Source organism: Helicobacter fennelliae, from assembly GCF_900451005.1.
GTDB classification, from domain to species: domain Bacteria; phylum Campylobacterota; class Campylobacteria; order Campylobacterales; family Helicobacteraceae; genus Helicobacter_B; species Helicobacter_B fennelliae.
Window position 1 is genome coordinate 102338 of record NZ_UGIB01000002.1, and the last position, 19691, is coordinate 122028.

The 19691-nt window shown below is 31.7% G+C and carries 24 protein-coding genes; all 24 read right to left on the bottom strand.

From position 1 onward, the window contains the following. Nucleotides 1–124 precede the first annotated feature (124 nt). Nucleotides 125–337 (bottom strand): hypothetical protein, encoded by a 213-nt coding sequence (locus DY109_RS10855; protein WP_023950031.1) that lies wholly within the window; start codon nucleotides 335–337, stop codon nucleotides 125–127. Next, nucleotides 322–1845, bottom strand: a complete 1524-nt coding sequence (locus DY109_RS10860; protein ID WP_023950033.1) for a hypothetical protein — start codon at nucleotides 1843–1845, stop codon at nucleotides 322–324. Before DY109_RS10860 ends, DY109_RS10855 begins: the two co-directional genes overlap by 16 nt. Beyond that, nucleotides 1846–2463, bottom strand: a complete 618-nt coding sequence (locus DY109_RS10865; RefSeq protein WP_023950035.1) for a hypothetical protein — start codon at nucleotides 2461–2463, stop codon at nucleotides 1846–1848. Between the two features lie 36 nt (nucleotides 2464–2499). Next, on the bottom strand, nucleotides 2500–3528 hold the full coding sequence (locus DY109_RS10870) for a hypothetical protein (RefSeq protein ID WP_244916683.1): 1029 nt from the start codon (nucleotides 3526–3528) through the stop codon (nucleotides 2500–2502). Next, the gene (locus tag DY109_RS10875) at nucleotides 3529–5361 is read right to left on the bottom strand and encodes an alpha/beta hydrolase family protein (protein WP_115737896.1); all 1833 of its coding nucleotides are present in this window, start codon (nucleotides 5359–5361) and stop codon (nucleotides 3529–3531) included. Continuing rightward, entirely contained in the window at nucleotides 5358–5978 is a 621-nt protein-coding gene (locus DY109_RS10880) for a hypothetical protein (RefSeq protein WP_115737897.1), read from the bottom strand. The genes DY109_RS10875 and DY109_RS10880 overlap by 4 nt, the downstream gene beginning before the upstream one ends. Continuing rightward, nucleotides 5975–6409: a hypothetical protein gene (locus tag DY109_RS10885; protein WP_115737898.1), complete on the bottom strand. Its 435-nt coding sequence runs from the start codon at nucleotides 6407–6409 to the stop codon at nucleotides 5975–5977. Before DY109_RS10885 ends, DY109_RS10880 begins: the two co-directional genes overlap by 4 nt. After that, nucleotides 6406–7185, bottom strand: a complete 780-nt coding sequence (locus tag DY109_RS10890; protein ID WP_115737899.1) for a hypothetical protein — start codon at nucleotides 7183–7185, stop codon at nucleotides 6406–6408. Before DY109_RS10890 ends, DY109_RS10885 begins: the two co-directional genes overlap by 4 nt. Further along, nucleotides 7182–7625 (bottom strand): hypothetical protein, encoded by a 444-nt coding sequence (locus tag DY109_RS10895; protein WP_115737900.1) that lies wholly within the window; start codon nucleotides 7623–7625, stop codon nucleotides 7182–7184. Before DY109_RS10895 ends, DY109_RS10890 begins: the two co-directional genes overlap by 4 nt. Then, nucleotides 7622–8683: a hypothetical protein gene (locus DY109_RS10900; RefSeq protein WP_023948285.1), complete on the bottom strand. Its 1062-nt coding sequence runs from the start codon at nucleotides 8681–8683 to the stop codon at nucleotides 7622–7624. Before DY109_RS10900 ends, DY109_RS10895 begins: the two co-directional genes overlap by 4 nt. Nucleotides 8684–8708: 25 nt before the next feature. Further along, the gene (locus DY109_RS10905; protein ID WP_244916684.1) at nucleotides 8709–8975 is read right to left on the bottom strand and encodes a hypothetical protein; all 267 of its coding nucleotides are present in this window, start codon (nucleotides 8973–8975) and stop codon (nucleotides 8709–8711) included. Between the two features lie 250 nt (nucleotides 8976–9225). After that, complete coding sequence (locus tag DY109_RS10910) at nucleotides 9226–10065, bottom strand: hypothetical protein (RefSeq protein WP_023947312.1); 840 nt, start codon at nucleotides 10063–10065, stop codon at nucleotides 9226–9228. 391 nt (nucleotides 10066–10456) lie between these two features. Further along, the gene (locus DY109_RS10920; protein WP_023947308.1) at nucleotides 10457–11869 is read right to left on the bottom strand and encodes a DUF6402 family protein; all 1413 of its coding nucleotides are present in this window, start codon (nucleotides 11867–11869) and stop codon (nucleotides 10457–10459) included. Nucleotides 11870–11900: 31 nt separating this feature from the next. Then, nucleotides 11901–12179, bottom strand: a complete 279-nt coding sequence (locus DY109_RS10925; protein ID WP_023947306.1) for a hypothetical protein — start codon at nucleotides 12177–12179, stop codon at nucleotides 11901–11903. Continuing rightward, nucleotides 12176–12592 carry a hypothetical protein gene (locus DY109_RS10930; protein WP_023947304.1) on the bottom strand — a complete coding sequence of 139 codons (417 nt, stop codon included), beginning with the start codon at nucleotides 12590–12592 and terminating at the stop codon, nucleotides 12176–12178. Before DY109_RS10930 ends, DY109_RS10925 begins: the two co-directional genes overlap by 4 nt. A gap of 2 nt (nucleotides 12593–12594) precedes the next feature. Next, entirely contained in the window at nucleotides 12595–12795 is a 201-nt protein-coding gene (locus tag DY109_RS10935) for a hypothetical protein (RefSeq protein WP_023947302.1), read from the bottom strand. Next, nucleotides 12792–13250 (bottom strand): hypothetical protein, encoded by a 459-nt coding sequence (locus tag DY109_RS10940; RefSeq protein ID WP_023947301.1) that lies wholly within the window; start codon nucleotides 13248–13250, stop codon nucleotides 12792–12794. The genes DY109_RS10935 and DY109_RS10940 overlap by 4 nt, the downstream gene beginning before the upstream one ends. A 16-nt stretch (nucleotides 13251–13266) precedes the next feature. Next, complete coding sequence (locus tag DY109_RS10945) at nucleotides 13267–13536, bottom strand: T6SS effector amidase Tae4 family protein (RefSeq protein WP_081495252.1); 270 nt, start codon at nucleotides 13534–13536, stop codon at nucleotides 13267–13269. A gap of 23 nt (nucleotides 13537–13559) precedes the next feature. Further along, nucleotides 13560–14000: a hypothetical protein gene (locus DY109_RS10950; RefSeq protein ID WP_002957538.1), complete on the bottom strand. Its 441-nt coding sequence runs from the start codon at nucleotides 13998–14000 to the stop codon at nucleotides 13560–13562. Beyond that, nucleotides 13997–15382, bottom strand: coding sequence for a hypothetical protein (locus DY109_RS10955; RefSeq protein ID WP_235148534.1), 1386 nt, complete (start codon nucleotides 15380–15382; stop codon nucleotides 13997–13999). Before DY109_RS10955 ends, DY109_RS10950 begins: the two co-directional genes overlap by 4 nt. Nucleotides 15383–15390: 8 nt before the next feature. After that, a complete protein-coding gene (locus DY109_RS10960) occupies nucleotides 15391–15819 on the bottom strand; it encodes a hypothetical protein (RefSeq protein ID WP_005219845.1) in 429 nt (142 codons plus the stop codon). Continuing rightward, entirely contained in the window at nucleotides 15816–16865 is a 1050-nt protein-coding gene (locus DY109_RS10965; protein ID WP_023947295.1) for a T6SS effector amidase Tae4 family protein, read from the bottom strand. The genes DY109_RS10960 and DY109_RS10965 overlap by 4 nt, the downstream gene beginning before the upstream one ends. After that, complete coding sequence (locus DY109_RS10970; protein ID WP_015453698.1) at nucleotides 16862–17344, bottom strand: hypothetical protein; 483 nt, start codon at nucleotides 17342–17344, stop codon at nucleotides 16862–16864. Before DY109_RS10970 ends, DY109_RS10965 begins: the two co-directional genes overlap by 4 nt. Beyond that, nucleotides 17344–19689 carry a hypothetical protein gene (locus DY109_RS10975; RefSeq protein ID WP_023947293.1) on the bottom strand — a complete coding sequence of 782 codons (2346 nt, stop codon included), beginning with the start codon at nucleotides 19687–19689 and terminating at the stop codon, nucleotides 17344–17346. The genes DY109_RS10970 and DY109_RS10975 overlap by 1 nt, the downstream gene beginning before the upstream one ends. Between the last annotated feature and the right edge of the window lie 2 nt (nucleotides 19690–19691).

Sequence of the window (19691 nt, forward strand, 5' to 3'; positions counted from 1 at the left end):
TACTACTCCTTAATTTATTGCTAATCAAAATACAGCCATTTGATGACAAAGAATACTACCACAGCTACCAATAACAAAGCAGGAATAAAAAGTATAGCTATGAGAGATTCCATAATTTTGTCCTCTAAAGTCTTGGCAAAATAAAGTTTATAAAGATACCCAAAGCGGTAAGAAACACTATCACTTTTAAGCTAATTTTTTTATTTTTATAATCTTTCCATACATCAGAAAAATCACTAATATAAACATCATAAAAAACTAATTTCACAATATAAATAACTACCACAGCTACCAATAACAAAGCAGGAATAAAAAGTATAGCTATGAGAGATTCCATAATTTTGTCTCCATAATGCTGGGCTGGTATAATTGACTTAAAAACTGCATTAGCTCTGCACTACTCATCGCTGTATCATCGATATGGGCTAAAATAGCAAGAGCATTATATATATCCTCTATGGTTACGATGACTAGGATATAAGTAGCTATGTTGGTTTTTATTGTGCTTTTTACAATTTTTTTAAGTTCATTTTTAGCTTGTCTGTCTTTAGTAAGATCTTTTTGAGAAACTCTATATGCCTTATATGCTTTGTAGGGATTAGCGGTTGGCTTAAACCCCTTATCTATCGGTATATGTGGATATGTCGTAGAGAGGATATGCTTACCAAAAAACACATAGCCTTTTTCCATATTGATTCTATATATGGCTTCCACACTTGTTTGGATTTGGTGGATTTGGGATTGTGTAAGTGGGCTAGGTAGTGTAGTATCAGCTATTTTTATGCGTTGAGAAAGGGTTTTGATTTGTTCAAAATATTTTATAGAGATTGGGGTAATACCATTTTCCTCACGCATAGTCATTTGTTGGTTTCCCAATACATTTGTTTGCAAGTTACAAGCTAAAAATGTATCATTATCCCTAGTCTGTATTTCATAAAAAAGCTTACTTGCAAATTTTTGCATACTTGATTTGACTGGTAATGGGCTATTACTTTGCACATAAGAATCTATGTGATCAGAAGCATAAGGACTTTTTGCTTTAAGATAATAGGGTAAAAAGCTGTCGAGCTCCTTATTTGGTTTGGTTAAATAGATAAGATTATTTTGTAATCGGATAGAATCTTTGTGTTCTTGCGTGATTTGTAATGGCGTATACATTTCAGAATCAGGAGAAAAACTATCTAACACAAAGCTCATAATGCTATTAGACCAATCAGGGACTACGCCAATGGAGCTAAAAGTATATGTCTCTTTGATAATTTCTGGGTACATCAAGGTAAAAAGTTGGGCTAAATAGCCACCAAAGGAATGCCCGACAACAATACATGTATCTTGCAATGGTTGTATTTTGACTTTGTAAAAATCTATCATATCCTCACAAATTTTTAAAGATACATCAGCTTTTAGACTATTGCCCAATCCTTGTATATTTGGATTCTCTAAAATATTTAATCTAAAAATATCAAGCCCACGAAAGGCGAGAATCTTTTCATTATCGCGTATATCTCTAAATAAAGTAGCACTAAATCCGGAATCTGCCTTATCGATAAAAGCTAGTATTTCGTAGCGATGTATAAACTCCTCTGCTTGTTTGTCCCCAAAATCCACTCTTGCATCATTATAAAAAGTAAATATGCTAGATGTTAAAGCCCTTTTATAAGAACTTTGATGTATTTTTTGTGCTTCTTGTTTGGTTAAATATTTTCTCTGCTCATTAAAGCCCCATTTCTTTTCTTTATCACCATACATTCCCTCATTAAAACCTGTGCTATAACTAGCCCAAGCAAGTTCAGCATATTTAGCAAATGCCAATCTTTTTTCTTTTGGATATTCTAGTGATTTCATTTACCACCCCATAAGTCTTTTAACTTCTTGTTTGGCTTTGTATTCTTTATATTTAGCAATATCAGAGCAATACCATACTCTTCCACTGCCACCATAGTTTTGATGAAACATTCCTATATCTAACCACTTATAAATATGAAACTTTAAAAATAGCTTACCACTATTCCTATCATACCAAAATACTTCTTCTTCAGTCAAGCGATAACTAATTCGTTTAACATTCTCTTTTTCTTTGGGATATTCATTAGAATGTTTATATTTCTCTCTTAACTCAGTATCATAAATCACTTTTTTCGAATCACTTTCACTACACAACCTCTCAAACTCCCTAAAGCTAGGCTGCCACTCAAGTGGGATAAAAGAGAAGCCAAACCAAGAAAGCATAATAAGTGGATAAGGCAGGGCTAGATAGAGTTTTTTAACTCTTAGATTCTTTTTAAAGATTCTATTAAAGCTCCATACACAGAATCGTAAAAAGAGATACACCCATATACAAGAAAGGATAAAAAGAGTAATCCAACCAAAAAAAGGAAAGGGAATAAAGGTAAGGATATAGTGATAGTGAATAGTAAGAATCGTAAGAACAATGAGTATAAAAAACTTTAAAAATGTTTTCATTTATCCACTCCATAAGTTTTTATTTCTTGTTTAACTTTAACTAAGACAACCACTAGATACTAAATCTTGCATAATAGGATAGTCATCATTAAACTTTTTTAATCCTCTTGCATTTGGGAGTATAGTAGCTACCATAGTGCAAGGTCCTCCACTAAGTATAGGATTAGTGCAACCTATGATAGAGCTATGTAATAAATCAGATTCTAAAACCATAGGAATACCTTTAGATTTAAAAGGTTTGCCTTTATTACTCTTTAGCTTTACTACTCCATTATGAGGACATTTTATTTCATTATCTTCTAGTAGAGGGTGAAGCATAGCTAAGCTTAAAGGTTTTAATTGTTCAGGTTGTTTTTGTTGTTTTGTTTTGGCTTTAGCTTGTTGTTGTTTGGCTTTAGATTCTTTGTTTGTTAATGTGAGTTTAATATTTAGAGTAGAATCTAAGAGAGAGTAGTTTAAAAGAGTAAGAGTAGAAGAGTTTAAAAAGATAGTAAGTGTGCCTAGATTATTTTCTTCATCTTTGGGGGAGAAGTGATAGATAGGAAGAGATTCGTCTAATCCTGTGTTAGACTTAGAATCTAATTTGCCAAAGAAAAAGGGATTAGATTGTATTTCAGATGAGCCTGTGAGAAGGGTGGAATAAAAAAAGAGAGAGGGCTTATAGGATTGTAATTCCTCTATGCTTTCTTGTAGATTTAATTCTTGTTTGATTTGTTCATAGATTGTATCACAATCAATGAAATCTTTATCGTTGGCAAAGAGATATAACTCTTTTGTTTGTGTATCTATATAAATGGTAGAGCTCATAGGGTTAAATGTAGCCTGTATTTCACTATTTTGATTAGCAAGATACAAGCTTTTGCATTCTTCATCATAAAGTAAATTAATTATTTGTTTTTCTTTAGCATTGAAAAATTCTTCGTTATCATCAGATAAGACAATATTGGCAAAATTGGATTTATAAGTATAAGTTTTATAGATATTTTCTTTTTCTAATATATCTTGATTTTCTTTGTCTTCTATGCAAAAAGGTAAGGCTTTATAGAGCGTTCTGTATTTATTCATTTATGCTCCTTTTAGCAAACATTTCATATCATTTTTATCTATAATTTTAGTATAAATCTCAAGAGCAAGTAAAAGTAAAAAGGTATTCATTGTATCATTTTTGCTTAGCTCTTTCTTTATAACTCTCTCTTTTATATCCTCCATTTGTATCACTTCACTTTTTCCATTGAAATCGTATTCATATCTTTGTGCCATTTTTTTAGGATTATGAACAAAAATATGTAAAATTTCTTGTTGATACACACTAAGATAGTTATCATTTTTGCTTGTCTTTGTAATAGTTGTTGCATTTGTTATAAGCTTATTGCCATATATTAATTCCATAAGCAGTTTAGAATAGGAGTTAAGATAATCTAGTGCTTTTTCTATACTTTGGCTAAGTTGTATTTTGGCTTGATTACTTGGGGATTGCAGGAGATAATTATAAAAATACAATATTTGTAAGATACTTTCCAAGAAATGACTTGTCGCTACATAACTTGTTTCTAGCTCTCCTACATAGAGTAAATGTAGCCTTTGTGTGTTTTTATAATCTAGTTTATCTATAATATTTAATCCATACTTATATCCTAAATCAGAAATCACAGATATTGAGGGTTCTAGGGTTTGTTTCCATTCTCTTGCAAAAGATTCTTCTTTAGGTAGAGGATTTTTTATAGTTTCTATATGATGCACTTCTATTTTTGTTTGTGCTTTAGAGAGTTCTTTTGCATTTATCGCAAGATTCTCAATCTCCTCTTCTCCTATTTCTTGTTTAAGTGTATCTGCATATTCTGTATAATTTTCTAAAGTATCATTGGGATTACAAGTATGGACACATTTATCAATTATTTTTCTTGTAAAGCCTAAAAGATTAAAAAGTTTTTTTGCACATTTGACAATGAGTTTGCCTACAAGCCTTATAACTCTTATGGCAATATTTAAAAGACTAGCTAGTATTCCTCCAAATCCCGGCGCATTAAAAGTATAGAGTTTATGGATAGCTTCTGTTTTGTGGCATAGACAAAAGGCTTGTGCAAGATGTCCTCCTAAAGAATGCCCTACTACATTAAGCTTATAGATAGAATCCTTTATATCTTTTTCAATAGTTTTTAAGACTTCTTTTTTAAATTTTACTAAAGAAATGATTTGAGGGATAGCAACTCCAATAGCAATAGAGCCATCAGTTAAAACTATATCTTTAAAAAGTTCTGCCCCTCTTATTTCTGTGCCGCGAAAGGCTAAAAGATAAGTGTCTTTAGAATCTTTAGCTAAATGGTCTTTAAAAAGCGTATGAGAATAGCCACTCATAGAAGTATTAAGTTGATGATGGAGTATCTCAAAGCGAGAAGTGAAATATTTAGTGCGAGGGGAGAGGTGGTAGGTATTTTTATCTTGTATGGCTCTTTCTTTATTAACTGAAACTTCAATTTTTTGTTTATCACTCTTTTTATCTCTATAAATAAGGTTTTGGATTCTATTGTCAATCAATGTTGGCTCTAATTCGCTGGGATTATCATATTTGGGCGTTTTTATTTCTATATCCTGACTAAATCTAGCTTCAATAGCTAAAGCATAAGCTGTGGGTTGTCCTAGTTTGATTTTTTTATCATTAAATAATTGTTTTGCTAAAACAGATTTATTGATATTTTCCTCTTTTATTTCATACCCTAATTTTATTCCATCTGCATATATCCATCTTGCAGGTGGTTTAAATGCGGGGATTTTAGCTCTAAACTCATCATCTCTTGGGTCAATTTCTTCATTATTATCTATATAATGCAACATTGCATAACTAGCATCAGCTACATCTGCATAGTCTTTAGCCTGCTCTATGAAGTCTTTGGGCGTCATTCTCGTTCCCCTTTTCTTATCTCATCACTTTTTATAAATTTACCATTTTCTAGGTAAAAGATATTACCACCTGCTATACCAACAGAATAACGATTTGTAAGCCTAAACCCTGCTCCCTCATCACCATAGAGTCCATAAGTGGTTATGGTATCATAGATGTAGGTATAGAATGTTATAGGTATTACTTTATTATTTTTATCAACATAATAACTTGATACAGATAAACCTTTATGAAGTATGTTATATGCTTCTTCCCCCGTATATTCTTTGATTTTTTCCTTATAAGGACTTAAATCTGTTCTTTCATATTCTTGCACTGAAAGCCCTTTAGCAAAATATTTGCAACCATTGGAGAGAATTTGGGGGAGATTTTTATCAATAGCCTCTATTTGTTCCCAAAAGGTATCTCCTAATGTTACTTTTTGTCTTGCTTCCTCCCTTTCCTTTTCCCTCTGTATTATCTCATCTCTTAGTTTTTTATCAAAGACATAGATTCCGCCATATTCCTCTGCTATTCTTACTTTTTCTTTATCAGCTGAACTTGTTCGAATCAACCCACAAGAAGTAATAATGACTAAAGTTATAAGACTAATAAAAATTAAGATAAAGTATTTCATAGAGTTACCTTTTTAGTTTTTGAATCTTTTTTATTTCTATAAATAAGATTCTGTATTGTATTATTTATTAGCTTTAATTCTAGTTTGCTAAGATTATTATATTTGGGCGTTTTTATTTCTATATTTTGACTAAATCTAGCCTCTATGGCTAAAGCATAAGCAGTGGGTTGTTCTAGGTTTCTTTTAATTTTTTCTATTAATTTTTGCTTCTCTTTATCTTGTGTATTTTCTTTGGTAATTTCATAACCCAATTTTATACCATCTGCATATATCCATCTTGCAGGTGGTTTAAATGCGGGGATTTTAGCTCTAAACTCATCATCTCTTGGGTCAAATACTTCATTCTCATCTACATAATGCAACATTGCATAACTAGCATCGGCTACATCTGCATAGTCTTTAGCATGCTCTATGAAGTCTTTGGGCGTCATTCTCGTTCCCCTTTTCTTATCTCATCACTTTTTATAAATTTACCATTTTCTAGGTAAAAGATATTACCACCTGCTATACCAACAGAATAACGATTTGTAAGCCTAAACCCTGCTCCCTCATCACCATAGAGTCCATAAGTGGTTATGGTATCATAGATGTAGGTATAGAATGTTATAGGTATTACTTTATTATTTTTATCAACATAATAACTTGATACAGATAAACCTTTATGAAGTATGTTATATGCTTCTTCCCCCGTATATTCTTTGATTTTTTCCTTATAAGGACTTAAATCTGTTCTTTCATATTCTTGCACTGAAAGCCCTTTAGCAAAATATTTGCAACCATTGGAGAGAATTTGGGGGAATTTTTTATCTATTAAAGAATATGGATATTTTTCTTTTAATTCTTTATAGATTTCTTGTTCCTTTTTATAAACAGGGTGATAAGAGTAACTTATCACAACTCCTCTACGCCTTTTATCTCTTTCAATCATATCCCTATAATCTTGTATTTCCTTTTCTGTAAAAAAAGTCCTTAAAAGCTTTTCTTTTTCTATTTCTATCGTTTCAAGGCGACTTTTTTCATATTCCTCCCTTTCCTTTTCTCTTTGTTTTATCTCATCTCTTAGTTTTTTATCAAAGACATAGATTCCGCCATATTCATCTGCTATTCTTACTTTTTCTTTATCAGCTGAACTTGTTTGAATCAACCCACAAGAAGTAATAATGACTAAAGTTATAAGACTAATAAAAATTAAGATAAAGTATTTCATAGAGTTATCCTTTTAGTTTTTGAATCTTTTTTATTTCTATAAATAAGATTCTGTATTGTATTATTTATTAGCTTTAATTCTAGTTTGCTAAGATTATCATATTTGGGCGTTTTTATTTCTATATTTTGACTAAATCTAGCCTCTATGGCTAAAGCATAAGCAGTGGGTTGTTCTAGTTTGATTTTTTTATCATTAAATAATTGTTTTGCTAAAACAGATTTATTGATATTTTCCTCTTTTATTTCATAACCTAATTTTATTCCATCTGCATATACCCATCTTGCAGGTGGTTTTACACTTTCATTAGGATTCTTACTTTTTAGCTCATCTAAGAAATAATCTATTTCCTCATTTTTATCTACATAGTGCAACATAGCATAACTTGCATCTGCTATATCTGCATAGTCTTTAGCTTGCTCTATGAAGTCCTTAGGAGTCAATCCCATGCTCCTCTCGTCTCATCACTTTTTACAAATTTACCATTTTCTAGGTAAAAGATATTATTAGAAAGCTTTTTAGAATAATCTTTATGAACGTACTTAAACCCTGCTCCTTCATCTCCTGTAAGCGGTCCATAAGTAGTCTTGAGCTTTTTTAATCCACTAGCAGACATACTTATAACTATTGGTTTGCCCCCTTTAACATAAAGCCATCCTAATGTTGTTCGTCTTTTAAAAGAATGGAACCGTATGGGCACATCATCCTCTCCCACAAAATATTTCTCATACACTTCCTCTCCCATATATTCTTTGATTTTTTCAAAATCAGTACTAAAAATTTTTTCAAAATCAATATTAAAATCGCGGTATGTTTCCGATGTAACTTCTTCATAAAAGCAATCGGGTATATTTTGATGGATAACTCCCGCAAAATATTTCTCATACGCTTCCTCTCCCATATATTCTCTGATTCTCTCTATTAATTCAATGTCTTTATCCTCTAATTTTCTTGGTGATGGTGGAGTTAAAATAAGTGGATAGTCATCCTCATCCGCTTCAATATATCGACAACCATTAGAGAGAATTCTAGGATAGGTTTTATTAATAATATCTGATTGGTCATATACTGTTAAGGGTTCTGGTCGTGGATATTTTTTCACTAACTCTTCATAGATTTCAATCGATTTTTGATAAATAGGATGATAAGAGTAGCTCACTATAACTCCACGCTTTCTATTGCTTTCAATCATATCTTCATAATCTTGTATTTCCTTTTCTGTAAAAAAATTCCTTAAAAGCTTTTCTCTTTCTTTGTGGTATGCTCCGAAATAGCTTGTTTGGAGTTTGAAACTAGCCTCTTGGACCACTTCGCGCACTTCTTTTATCTTTTTTTCTCTCTCTATTATCTCATCTCTTAGTTTTTTATCAAAAACATAGATTCCGCCATACTCCTCTGCTATTGCTTCATTGCCTATTGTGGTATTAATGGTAACCAACCCACAAGAAGCAAGAGTCAATAAAACCACAAGACCAATAAGAGTTAAAATAAGGTATTTCATTGTTTGTCCTTTTCCTTTTCTGTAATTATATAATTAAATCTTGCATTATAGGATAATCATCATTATGTTTCTTTAGTCCTCTAGCACTAGGAAGTATGAATGCTACTTGTGTGCAAGGTCCTCCACTTATATGAGGATTAGGACAACCTACAATAGAGCTATATAATAAATCAGATTCTAAAATAAAAGGGATATTCTTATCTGTAATACTTTTACCCTTATTAGATTTTAATTGCACTACTCCATTATGAGGACATTTTATTTCATCATCTTCTAGTATTGGGTGAAGCATTGCAGTGCTTAAAGGTTTTAATTGTTCAGGTTGTGTTTGTTGTTTTGTTTTGGCTTTAGCTTGTTGTTGTTTGGCTTTAGATTCTTTGTTTGTTAATGTGAGTTTAATATTTAAACTAGAATCTAAGAGAGAGTAGTTTAAAAGAGTAAGAGTGCAAGAGTTTAAAAAGATAGTAAGTGTGCCTAGATTATTTTCTTCATCTTTGGGGGAGAAGTGATAAGTTGGTGTATCTTGTTTAATGGTATTGTCTTTATCTAATTGACCAAAGAAAAAAGGGATTAGATTGTATTTCAGATGAGCCTGTGAGAAGAGTGGAATCTAAAAAGATTTGAGTAGAGGGAGAGTTAAGAATATCTAAACTTATAGGTGAATCTTGTTTTGTATTATTGCTCTCTGTATTTGTATTCACATATTCTTGCAGTAGAGATTCTAATTCTTGTATATCTATGTAAGTTTTATCTTTAGTGAATATGTCTATTTTATTGTTATGGATATGGAGGAGGTGAGACATTGAGATGTTGTTAAAGAATTGAACATTGTTTGATGATGAAATAACATTAGAGTTTAGCTTATCTAAAAATATGATTGTTATAGATTTGTCTTGAGATTCTAAGATAAGATTGGAATGTTTGTTTAATCTTGCTTGTTGTTGCTCTTGTCTTTGTTTGTCTCTTAATGCTTTTTCTTGTTGCTTTTGTAATTCTTTAGCTTCTTTTTGCTTAGAATCTAAGTTTTGCAAGGATTGTTCTAAGATTTCTTGTTGCTTTTGTAATTCTTGTAATTCTTGCTTTTGCTTTTCTTGTTTAAGTTGAGAAATAGAATGATAGAGGGATTTTCTAGCTTGTAAGTATTCATCAGTTATAGAATCTTGGTTAGAGAGAAAGGAAAGGTAAAAGTCATCTTTGTAGCCAAAGTTTTGAATGAATGTTTTTTTGTTGAGGGTTGGGGTATGGGATAAATCTACAAGAACAAAATTTTGACAATCATAAAGAGCTTTGAGGTATGCGATATGAGAATCCTTATTGATGTTATCTATATCTTGTGCGGTTAGCATTATTAATCTGTCTGCAAATGAATCAATCCCTCTCATCACAGTATCCTCCTAAGTATTGCTATTTTACAATAAAATACCTTATAATATTTAAATATAATGATAGCACTATCAAAAAACTAATCATTTCAAACACAATCACTACAAGCAAGATACCTAAAAAATACTCTTTTAAAAAATAATTTGAGTAAATAACTTTTGGAAATAAGAAGTGATTAAGAGAATAAAGAAACAATACATTAAATGTCAATGATGTGTAGAAGCCAATAAAAAAAGCTGGTATTACGGGGGCGACAATTAGAACAATTCCTAATAAACTAAACAAAATGCTTTCAATCATCATCTTGTCCTATTGTGCTAGATAAAGTTTTAAAAGGAAAGTCTTTAAAATCTAAAGTTTTAATTATATCCTTGCTATATAGCCTAAAGTCTAGTCCATAGGGTGTAAATTTTGATAGTCTTGATAATCTTGGTTGTAGAGATAATAGAATTGTTGCTTTCTTCCTAATAAAACATTTTCAATATTTAAACTAATCATATTGCTTAATATAAACTTCTCAGGTTTATATGTCGCCATTTGTCTAATTGAACCCCATATACTAAAGGCTCTTTTCTCAAAATCCCAAGCTCCCACAGGTTGCCCTAACTTAATAATTTCTCCATCATCATTAAACTCGTGATATTGGTCTAAAAAATCAAAACTATCATAGATATAAGCTACCATCTCATCAATACGATACTCTATGGCACTTGTGTTGCCTTTAATTCGTTTTCTAATGCTTATCTTTGTAGGAGCATAATTAAGGCTAAATTTTCCACTGCACGCATAAAGTGATAAATCTTGCATTGTGTCATTCCAAGATTGCTGATTAATTTCTTTGCTCACATTGTAGGCTTCATAAGCCAATATTCCTTGTCCTACGATAGGAACATTCTTGCCCGCTTGCCTAATAAGTAATGCTACTGAAATATCTGTGCTAAATTGTCCTGTCATATTTAGTAGCAAATTCGTAATGGCTTGTCTCATAAATTCTTCATCACTAAAACTTTGGTTCTGGCAATTTAAAGTATCTATCTCATAAGGTTTGCATTGTGATACAAGCTTGTATCCTTGTGGCACTTTATCGCCCTCTCTTATGATGATATAAGAATCCACATTTTTATCACTCCTATTTTCCCTTATATCTATGGCAAAGTGAAAAATATGTTCTCCTTGAGGGAGTTTTTTCAATATGCTAAAAATATATTGATTTTGAGTAAGCATTTCTTCCATTTGGTCTGTAAAATTTTTACTATATATGCCTTGCTTATTGTTTAAATAATCTTTACTTAGTCTTTTTATCACAGGAAAATTCATATAAAATTTATCCCAATCAAGTGTCGTATAGAATCTTATAGGGCGTTTATTTTGTCGTATGATATTATTTTTATTGTCTTGGTGGCGTGAATATTTTTCTGCTCTTTGTCTTTTTAGTTTTTCCTCTGAATCTTCTGTATCTCTTGGATAAGGAGTATAATACAATTTTAGGGGTTCTATACCTTTAGCACTTAATAGGCTTTGTATTTCTTGCAATTTTTGTTGCTCTTGCGAGTTTATAATTTTTGTTTGTCTTATCATTTGTGTAAAATCTATAATTGTGTCAATTTTGGGGGTATTCTGCCATAAGAACTGTAAAATATAACTTACTGCAAACCCAAGTGCTGCGATTTCATTCTTTGCTTTATCTTTATAATATTTAAACTCATTGTAGCAGCATTCTAATTCTGTTGATAAAGTTGTTTCATCAAATGGAATTATTTGCTGTGCCTGTCTTTCCTTTTTGGCATTGTTCTCTTTAAACACTTATCCTCCTTTTGTTTTTTATATTCTCATTCTAGAGCTCTGTAATGTTGTCTTTGTCTAAGTAATCATCTAAGCCTAATGCAAATGTAAAGTGAAGTTTGTTTGCTTTAAAAGGAGAAAGGAATACTCTTGTATGAGTAATGCTTATAGATTGTAAAGAAGTATCTTTAGAATGAGTAGATTCTCTGTATTCTTTAATGTCTTTAGAATAATTTAGGAGTGGTTTATATTGTCCTATACCATAATCTTTATGCTCATAGTCTTTATAGGGTTCTTTAAAGAGTTTAGGGAGATATTGGGGGATACTCATTGACAATCCTTGCAGTATTTTTTGACAATGCGTTCAATTTCATCGTGGTATTCTTTGGAATCGTAGAGGTCAAGACAGGTATAGAATCGTGGCATAAAATTGGATTGTGTATGAGCTTTTATGAAATTTTTAAACTGCATAAAACCATCATTATTTTCAATGTAGAAAAACGAATGATTATTGTTGCGCAGTTGAAGTTTATGCGTAATGTGAAAAAACCAAAAACTATTTTCGCTAAACTTATCCTGCTCAACACAATACTCAAATCCCAATTTTTTAAGCATACTCACCTTTTTTTCATAGGAATAAGGCAGGTTATCAGCTTTTTTTAAAATAGTAATAGCCTCAATAGCACTGCTAAAAGTAACGCACAATACAAACATAAATAATATAATAATTTTTATTTTTTTCATTATCAGTCCTTTAATTCCCAAAATTGAAAATTGCTAGAATGATAGATATGCGTATTACCAAAGCTATCATTCCATATAAGCTCAAGCAGATAATTGTAGTTTGTTTTATTTTGCACATCCACAAAATTATTTCCATTCCATAAAGTAGTATGTCGTAGTCCATCTGTGCCATCATTGCCACAATACTTTTTGCATAGAATCACTTGCAATCCTTGCAGTATTTTTTGACAATGCGTTCCACTTCGGCTTGGTATTCTTTGGAATCGTAGAGTTCTAGGCAGGTTCGTATCTTTGAGATTCCTTGTGGTTGTGATAGCACATAAGTTTTTATTTCCTCTTGCAATTGCTTTCGCTTGTTTGTAGTGTAACATCGTCCACTATCTGTATTGCCCACTTGTTCTATTTGTTGAAAAAATATATCAAACCATTGTATTTCCATTATTTCAATTTTTTGCGACAATCCATAATAATCAAGACAGATTCCCACTCCAAATTCCTTTGCCGTCTTTATCATTCTTGATTTTGCAAAATAATGGAATTCACTATCAGCCTTTTTAAGTGGGCGACTTGATAGAAAATCTACGCCCAAACACTCTGTATTTGAATCTGCATATACACTACTAATACATAAAAACAAAAACAAACAAAGTTTTTTCATCACATAAACTCTCCCTTTACAATAATTCCCAAAAACAGAGTTCTCGGACAAATATAGCTTCTTTATAATAGTCTAAATAATTTGTCTCATCTAAAAACCCTTTCCCATTCCATAGAGTCGTATGTCCCCCTGCATTTCCCCAACCACTTACTTGCATAACCACAATACCATTTTTCTTAAAGTTTTGCAACTCTTGTCTAAATGCTATATTATCATTTTTTGAATACATTTCTTTTGGATTGTATGGCTTTTCAAACCCCCATTTTACATATAAAAAATCCCTTATATATAGTAAATTTTATACAATCATTATTCAATTATCTGCGAGATACAATTTTTACTCTTTGGCATAATTGTGTAATCCTTAACATAAAGAGTTGCTTTGCCAAATAATCCTTGATGCAATGTGCCGTTAAAATAATAAATATTACAGATAGGCGATACACCCTCATTTTTGCTAAACTCCCTTTCTTTTTCGGCACTTTCAAACTCTAATTCCAAATCTACACCAATAAGATTTTGAGGAACTTCCAAATTCATCACATGCCATATTTCATTAGAAAGATTTGCGTTTTTATCTAAATCAATTTCACCATCTGTAAGTCTAGATTCTGTATCTTCTACCCTAAACACCCTATATCTTGGACACTCACATGCATACATCATATTTATCGCATACAATGTGATAGGCTTATCCACACTACACGCACAAAAGAATAACAACAATGCAATCAATACATATTGTCTCATATCATTTCCTTGTTAAAATTTATCCACCTTTTTTGCGTGGTTTTTTTGATGACCTTGCCATTTTGCCAAATAGCCCTTACTCCATGTCGATAATCTTGCTTTGCATTATCTTGCGTGTTATCAATATTTGGATTTGTTTTTGTGGTGTGTCCCACAACATATCCTTGTGGAATTTCTTCGGATAGATTTTTTGAAATACTATCAATCACATAAAGATCTCCGCCAGATTCACAACCATGTATTTCAATGATTGCTCCTTTTGAAATAAATCGATCAAATTTTACATCATATATTGTCCTTTTTTCCTCATGAGTGTCCCAAGCAGTCAGTAAATCTGCGGTTTTACTGGCATAAAGACTTGCATTTAATTTGTTTTCTTTAATGTCTTCACTCAACAATTCTTTATACATTGAAGCACCTTTATACATATATAATCCCCATTTACTACCATGAAAAAATAGATCTAATGAAGCAATAGATTCTATATTTTGTTCATTAATTTTATCTACTATAGTTTTTGCTGAATCCACAAATTCATGTATAAAAATATCATTAGGATAATAGTGCTTATAATCTTTTAGAACATTTATAGAAGCATAATAAAATGCCGCATTGTCTCCAATTTTTCTTGCACCACCATAAAATAAAAGATGAACTTGTTTATTTCTTTGTGGAGTTGATTTTTGAATGCTTGTCCTTATTGTCTCTGCCCCCATAAAGTCTTTTTTTGGATTAAGTATAGTTATACCATCTTCGCTATTTTCCCTAAATCCCCATAACTTACCCTTATAACCACCATTTATAAGGGTAATAGTCAGTAGGAAATCTATGCTTTGTTGTTTTGTGCTGTTTTGAGATTTTCTGTCAAGTTTAGCTTGTCTTTGTCTATCCCTAGATTCTATTATAGAATCTAATCCATTAGCAAGTGTTACTTCTAGCTTTTGTGCTTTATAGGCTGTGTGTAGCGTAAGGATAGTAGCATTGCTAGGATTAGAATCTAATCCTATTTTTGCATAGTCTTTTATGTCTAAATCTTTATGATAGCAATACTCATATACATATGTATATCTACCAACACCATACTCTTTATCTTGGTATTCTTTATAGGCTTCTTTATAGATTTTTGGAATCTTTTGTGGGATAAGAAGTATGAGAATAAGGACATTAGAATCTAACTGTAAGGATAGATAGTGGTATTTATAGCCTTTGGTGTAGGTTTGCTTTAGGCTAGCATATATGCTAGAGAGCACATCTTGTAAGTTAGAGCTAAGATTATTTGTATCACTTAGCTCTTTGGTATCTTTTGCTATATCAATGCTTAGTGAATCTAGTGGAGTATCATTATGAGATTCTATAAGTGTCATATGAAATTGGTAACTCATAAAAACCATTATTTCTTTTCATTTCGGTGTTTCTCTACTATTGCTTTAAATTTTTCTTGAATCTCGTTGTTGTAATAGATTTTTTCAAAGCACGTATTAACTCTCCCCTTATCAAAAGTTTCATATTCTAGATTTTTGTCAATATAGGCTTTTATTTCTTTAAAAGCTTGATTACCAAAAAGTTGCACCATATTGTCTATATGGTGTGGGTTTTTTGTTTCTTTTCTTGCTTTGCATTTGGGCATTTGATACATTTTATTTTCATTAGAAACATAACCTAAGCAATACATCAATGCCCATCTTACATAATATGTAGTAGGTTCTTTACTAAACTCATTTTCTGCTGACATTTGTTTTCCCGCATACGCCTTTGTTTCATCAAGGCAAAAAGCCAAACCAAATGATATGCCCAAAAAACATATAACTATATATTTCATCTTGCAATCTCCCAAAAATATACTTCTCTAATGTTGTATCTACCGTTCATATAGTTTACTCCATCTGAATTATCTACATTGTCTAAAAATTCTCCTTTATCATTATCCCAAAGTGTTACATGTCCACCAGCATCTCTAAAAGTAATTATCATGGCAATAATTCCGTTAGCATTTAGGCTAGATAAAACCTCCTTACAAAAAGCATCACTTGTTTGATTTACTTTTGGTCTAAAAACGATAGGCTCTCCCAAACTATCATTAAGTTTTAAAAAGTCTATCATATCTTCAACTCTTACAAGAATTTTATAGGGCTTGGTATTTGTCCCAGCATTTGCCACATAAGCATTATTTTTCATGCCTTGTAGCTTTTTAATAACTATTCCAAAATCCGTAAGAGCTTTACTGATTCTAGCAGCACAAGTATTAATATATTGATGTGGTGTATTCAGAAATACATCATATATGGGACCACCTATCTTATAATAACGTATTTCAGCTTTGATAAATTCATTCTCACCATACTCAAGATAATTGTCTTCACTATGTATCCAATCCCATAATCTCTTTTCGCCTATTCTTTGTCTTGACATCTTTATATCTGTCTGAGCAATATTATGTATAGCAAGATATGATGTTTTAAGTTGTTTCCATTTTTCTTTTTTATTCATTTCCTCTAATGCCTGATATGCTATTGCATCATCATTACTCGCTATAAGAATGCCTTGTGATATATCTATTTTCTCTTCTATCTCTTCTTCCACCTCCTCCCCATAACTCCACAATTTATCTTTATATCCCCCATTGATAAGTTTAAGTGTGAGTAGAGAATCTATTATCTCATTGCAATTTGCCTGTGGCAAATTGGTATCGTCAATGGGAGCTAAGCCCCCATTGCCTCCGCTTCGCGCACATACACTATCTGAATCTATTGGCTTAGATTCTCTAGATTCCCTAACACTGCTGGTGGGCTTAGAATCTATGATTTGTTTTGTGTTGTTTTGAGAGTTTTTAGATTCTCTGGCTTGTCTATCTTTAGATTCTATCATTGACAATACTTTTTATAAAGCTCCTGCTGGCAATTACTCACAGCCTCTTTGTCGCTATCAAAGGCACAAGGATACTTCTTTGCAATCCAATCTTTTTTAAACTGCTCACACATAGCTTCTTTTTCTTGCCTTTGCTGCTCATATATTTCAAGCATTTTTGGACTACAAGGATAGCTAGAATCTTGTGGAGATTCTATGTATGGGAGGCAGTATGTTACTTGGTTATTTGCCTTACATGAGCATGTATTCTCTGTATCTATATCAAGATTTGAAATACTCCCCGACACCACAAGATTGAGTCTGAAACAATACGTGATTTCATTAAAATTTCGTATGTCCTCTCGTTGCAGTATTTGTTTGCGTTTTTGATGACAAGCTTTATCATTTGGAGCACAACTATTTACAAAACATCTATGCTGTGAAAAATCAAATGCTTGACTTGTAAAAAATATGCAAAAAATCATCAAAAAATACCGCATTATACGACTTCCCTCAATCTTTGTAGGTCATTTACGCAAATTTGTGTATAAAAATATTGATCAGACTCATCATATACATAAAAATACCTAATGTTTATTTCAATATAACGCATATATTTTCGCAATAATACATCAAAAGAATTATGTTGAGAATGAAAGATTATATACCATTGTCTAAGTAGAAATAATAGCCTATCTTGCACTCTTTGATTATGCAAGGACACTGCACTATAGCTTCTTATTTCTATCGTAGCATCTGAAATTGATATATTCATTTCATTATCTCTTGAGTTAATGCTCTTTATTTTAAGACCTATACACCCCATTTTTTTGCAAAAACTTGCAACAAAGCTTTGGATATTTTGGTGATTTTCTTGTAATGTTTCTTTCCATTGTCCCATAAAGATATGTATATCACTATTATAAGCTTCTTGTATATCTTTGGATAGAGTAGAAAGCCAATCTTTTGCATAAATAGCCTTTATTCTCTCACTTAAGCATTTATTTTTAGCATAGATATTGTTACTCTTATATTCGGCAGTATTGTAAGATTCATACTCTTTGAGGTTGTCATAATCGAGTGTAGCCTTTGCGCTATATATAGCATTTTCTAAGAAATCTAACATTCCACTAAAACCTCTTAGATTTTGAATAAAACTGCCACTTTCTACATCAGGACAATTAAACTGATGTTTGGGGTTTGTAGCCAAGAGTTCAAAAGCTATCTTATCATCATTACTCGCTATAAGAATGCCTTGTGATATATCTATTTTTTCCTCTATTTCCTTTTCCTCCACTCCCTCCCCAAAGCTCCAATACTTCTCTTTATATCCTCCATTGATAAGCTTAAGTGTGAGTAGAGAATCTAAGTTTTGTTCTCTATCCTTAGATTCTATGAGAGAATCTAATCCATTGGCTAATGCAATCTCTAGCTTTTGTGTCTTATAAGGTGTGTGGAGTGTGAGGATAGTAGCATTACTAGGATTAGAATCTAATCCTATTTTTGCATAGTCTTTTATGTCCAAATCTTTATGATAGCAATACTCATATACATATGTATATCTACCAACACCATACTCTTTATCTTGGTATTCTTTATAGGCTTCTTTATAGATTTTTGGAATCTTTTGTGGGATAAGGAGTATAAGTAAAAGCATATTAGAATCCAGCTGTAAAGATACATATTTATACATATATTCTTTCATAAAAGATTGTTTAAGATTGGAATGCAATATAGAGAGTATATCTTGCAATGCTTTATCTAAGTTATGTATATCATGTAAATCTTTAGTATCTTTAGCTATATCAATAGTGATAGAATCTAGTGGAGTGTCATTGTGAGATTCTATGAGTGTGTCATTACACTTTATTCTATATATGGGGAGATTGTCTTTTTGATAAGAGTGGATTTTATAATGCAGTCTTAGAGCTGGTTTATAGAGCTTTATTTGTGGCTCTAGCTTTTGTTTATTTTGCGTGTTAGAATCTATTGGCTTAGGGGAGTTTATTTTAAAGGTATTTTCTTTAGGAGTGCAAGTTAGAGGGAAGCCTTTGTCAGTGAGACAACCACTAGATACTAAATCTTGCATGATAGGATAGTCATCATTAAACTTCTTTAATCCACGAGAGCTAGGTAAGATTACAGCTACAGAGGTGCAAGGTCCTCCACTTAGTATGGGATTAGTGCAACCTATGATTGGAGCATTTAATAAATCAGATTCTAATACCATAGGAATGCCTTTAGAAGTAAAGGTCTTACCCTTATTACTCTTTAGCTTTACTACTCCATTATGAGGACATTTTATTTCATCATCTTCTAGTATTGGGTGGAGCATAGAAGTAGATTGAATAGAATCTTGGGTTTTAGAATCTTGGTCTTTTTGCTCTCTTTGTGCTTTTTCTCTCTCTTGTATTGCTTTAGATTCAGAGGAATTACATTTGAGTTTAATATTGAGGCTAGAGTCTAAGAGGGAGTAGTTAAGGAGAGTTAAGGTATTGCCATTGAGGAATATGTGGAGGGTGCTTAGGGAATTGTTAGAATCTCTATTGTTGCTTGTAGATTCTATAGAGCTAGAATCTATCTCACCGATTAAGTGATACACAGGCTTAGATTCTATAAACACGCCCTCTTTGTCTAGCTCACCAAAGAATAAAGGATTGTTGGGAGCTTCAGATGAGCCTGTGAGTAAAATACCAAACCAAGAGATATAAATATTCTCTATATCAGCAATCTTTGCTATCTCCATACAATCAATACAATCATTATTTTTTGCAAAATAAATCGCTCTATCTTCTAAGATTAAAAAATCATTACTAGAATATTGTATGCTTACATTTTGTTTCATTG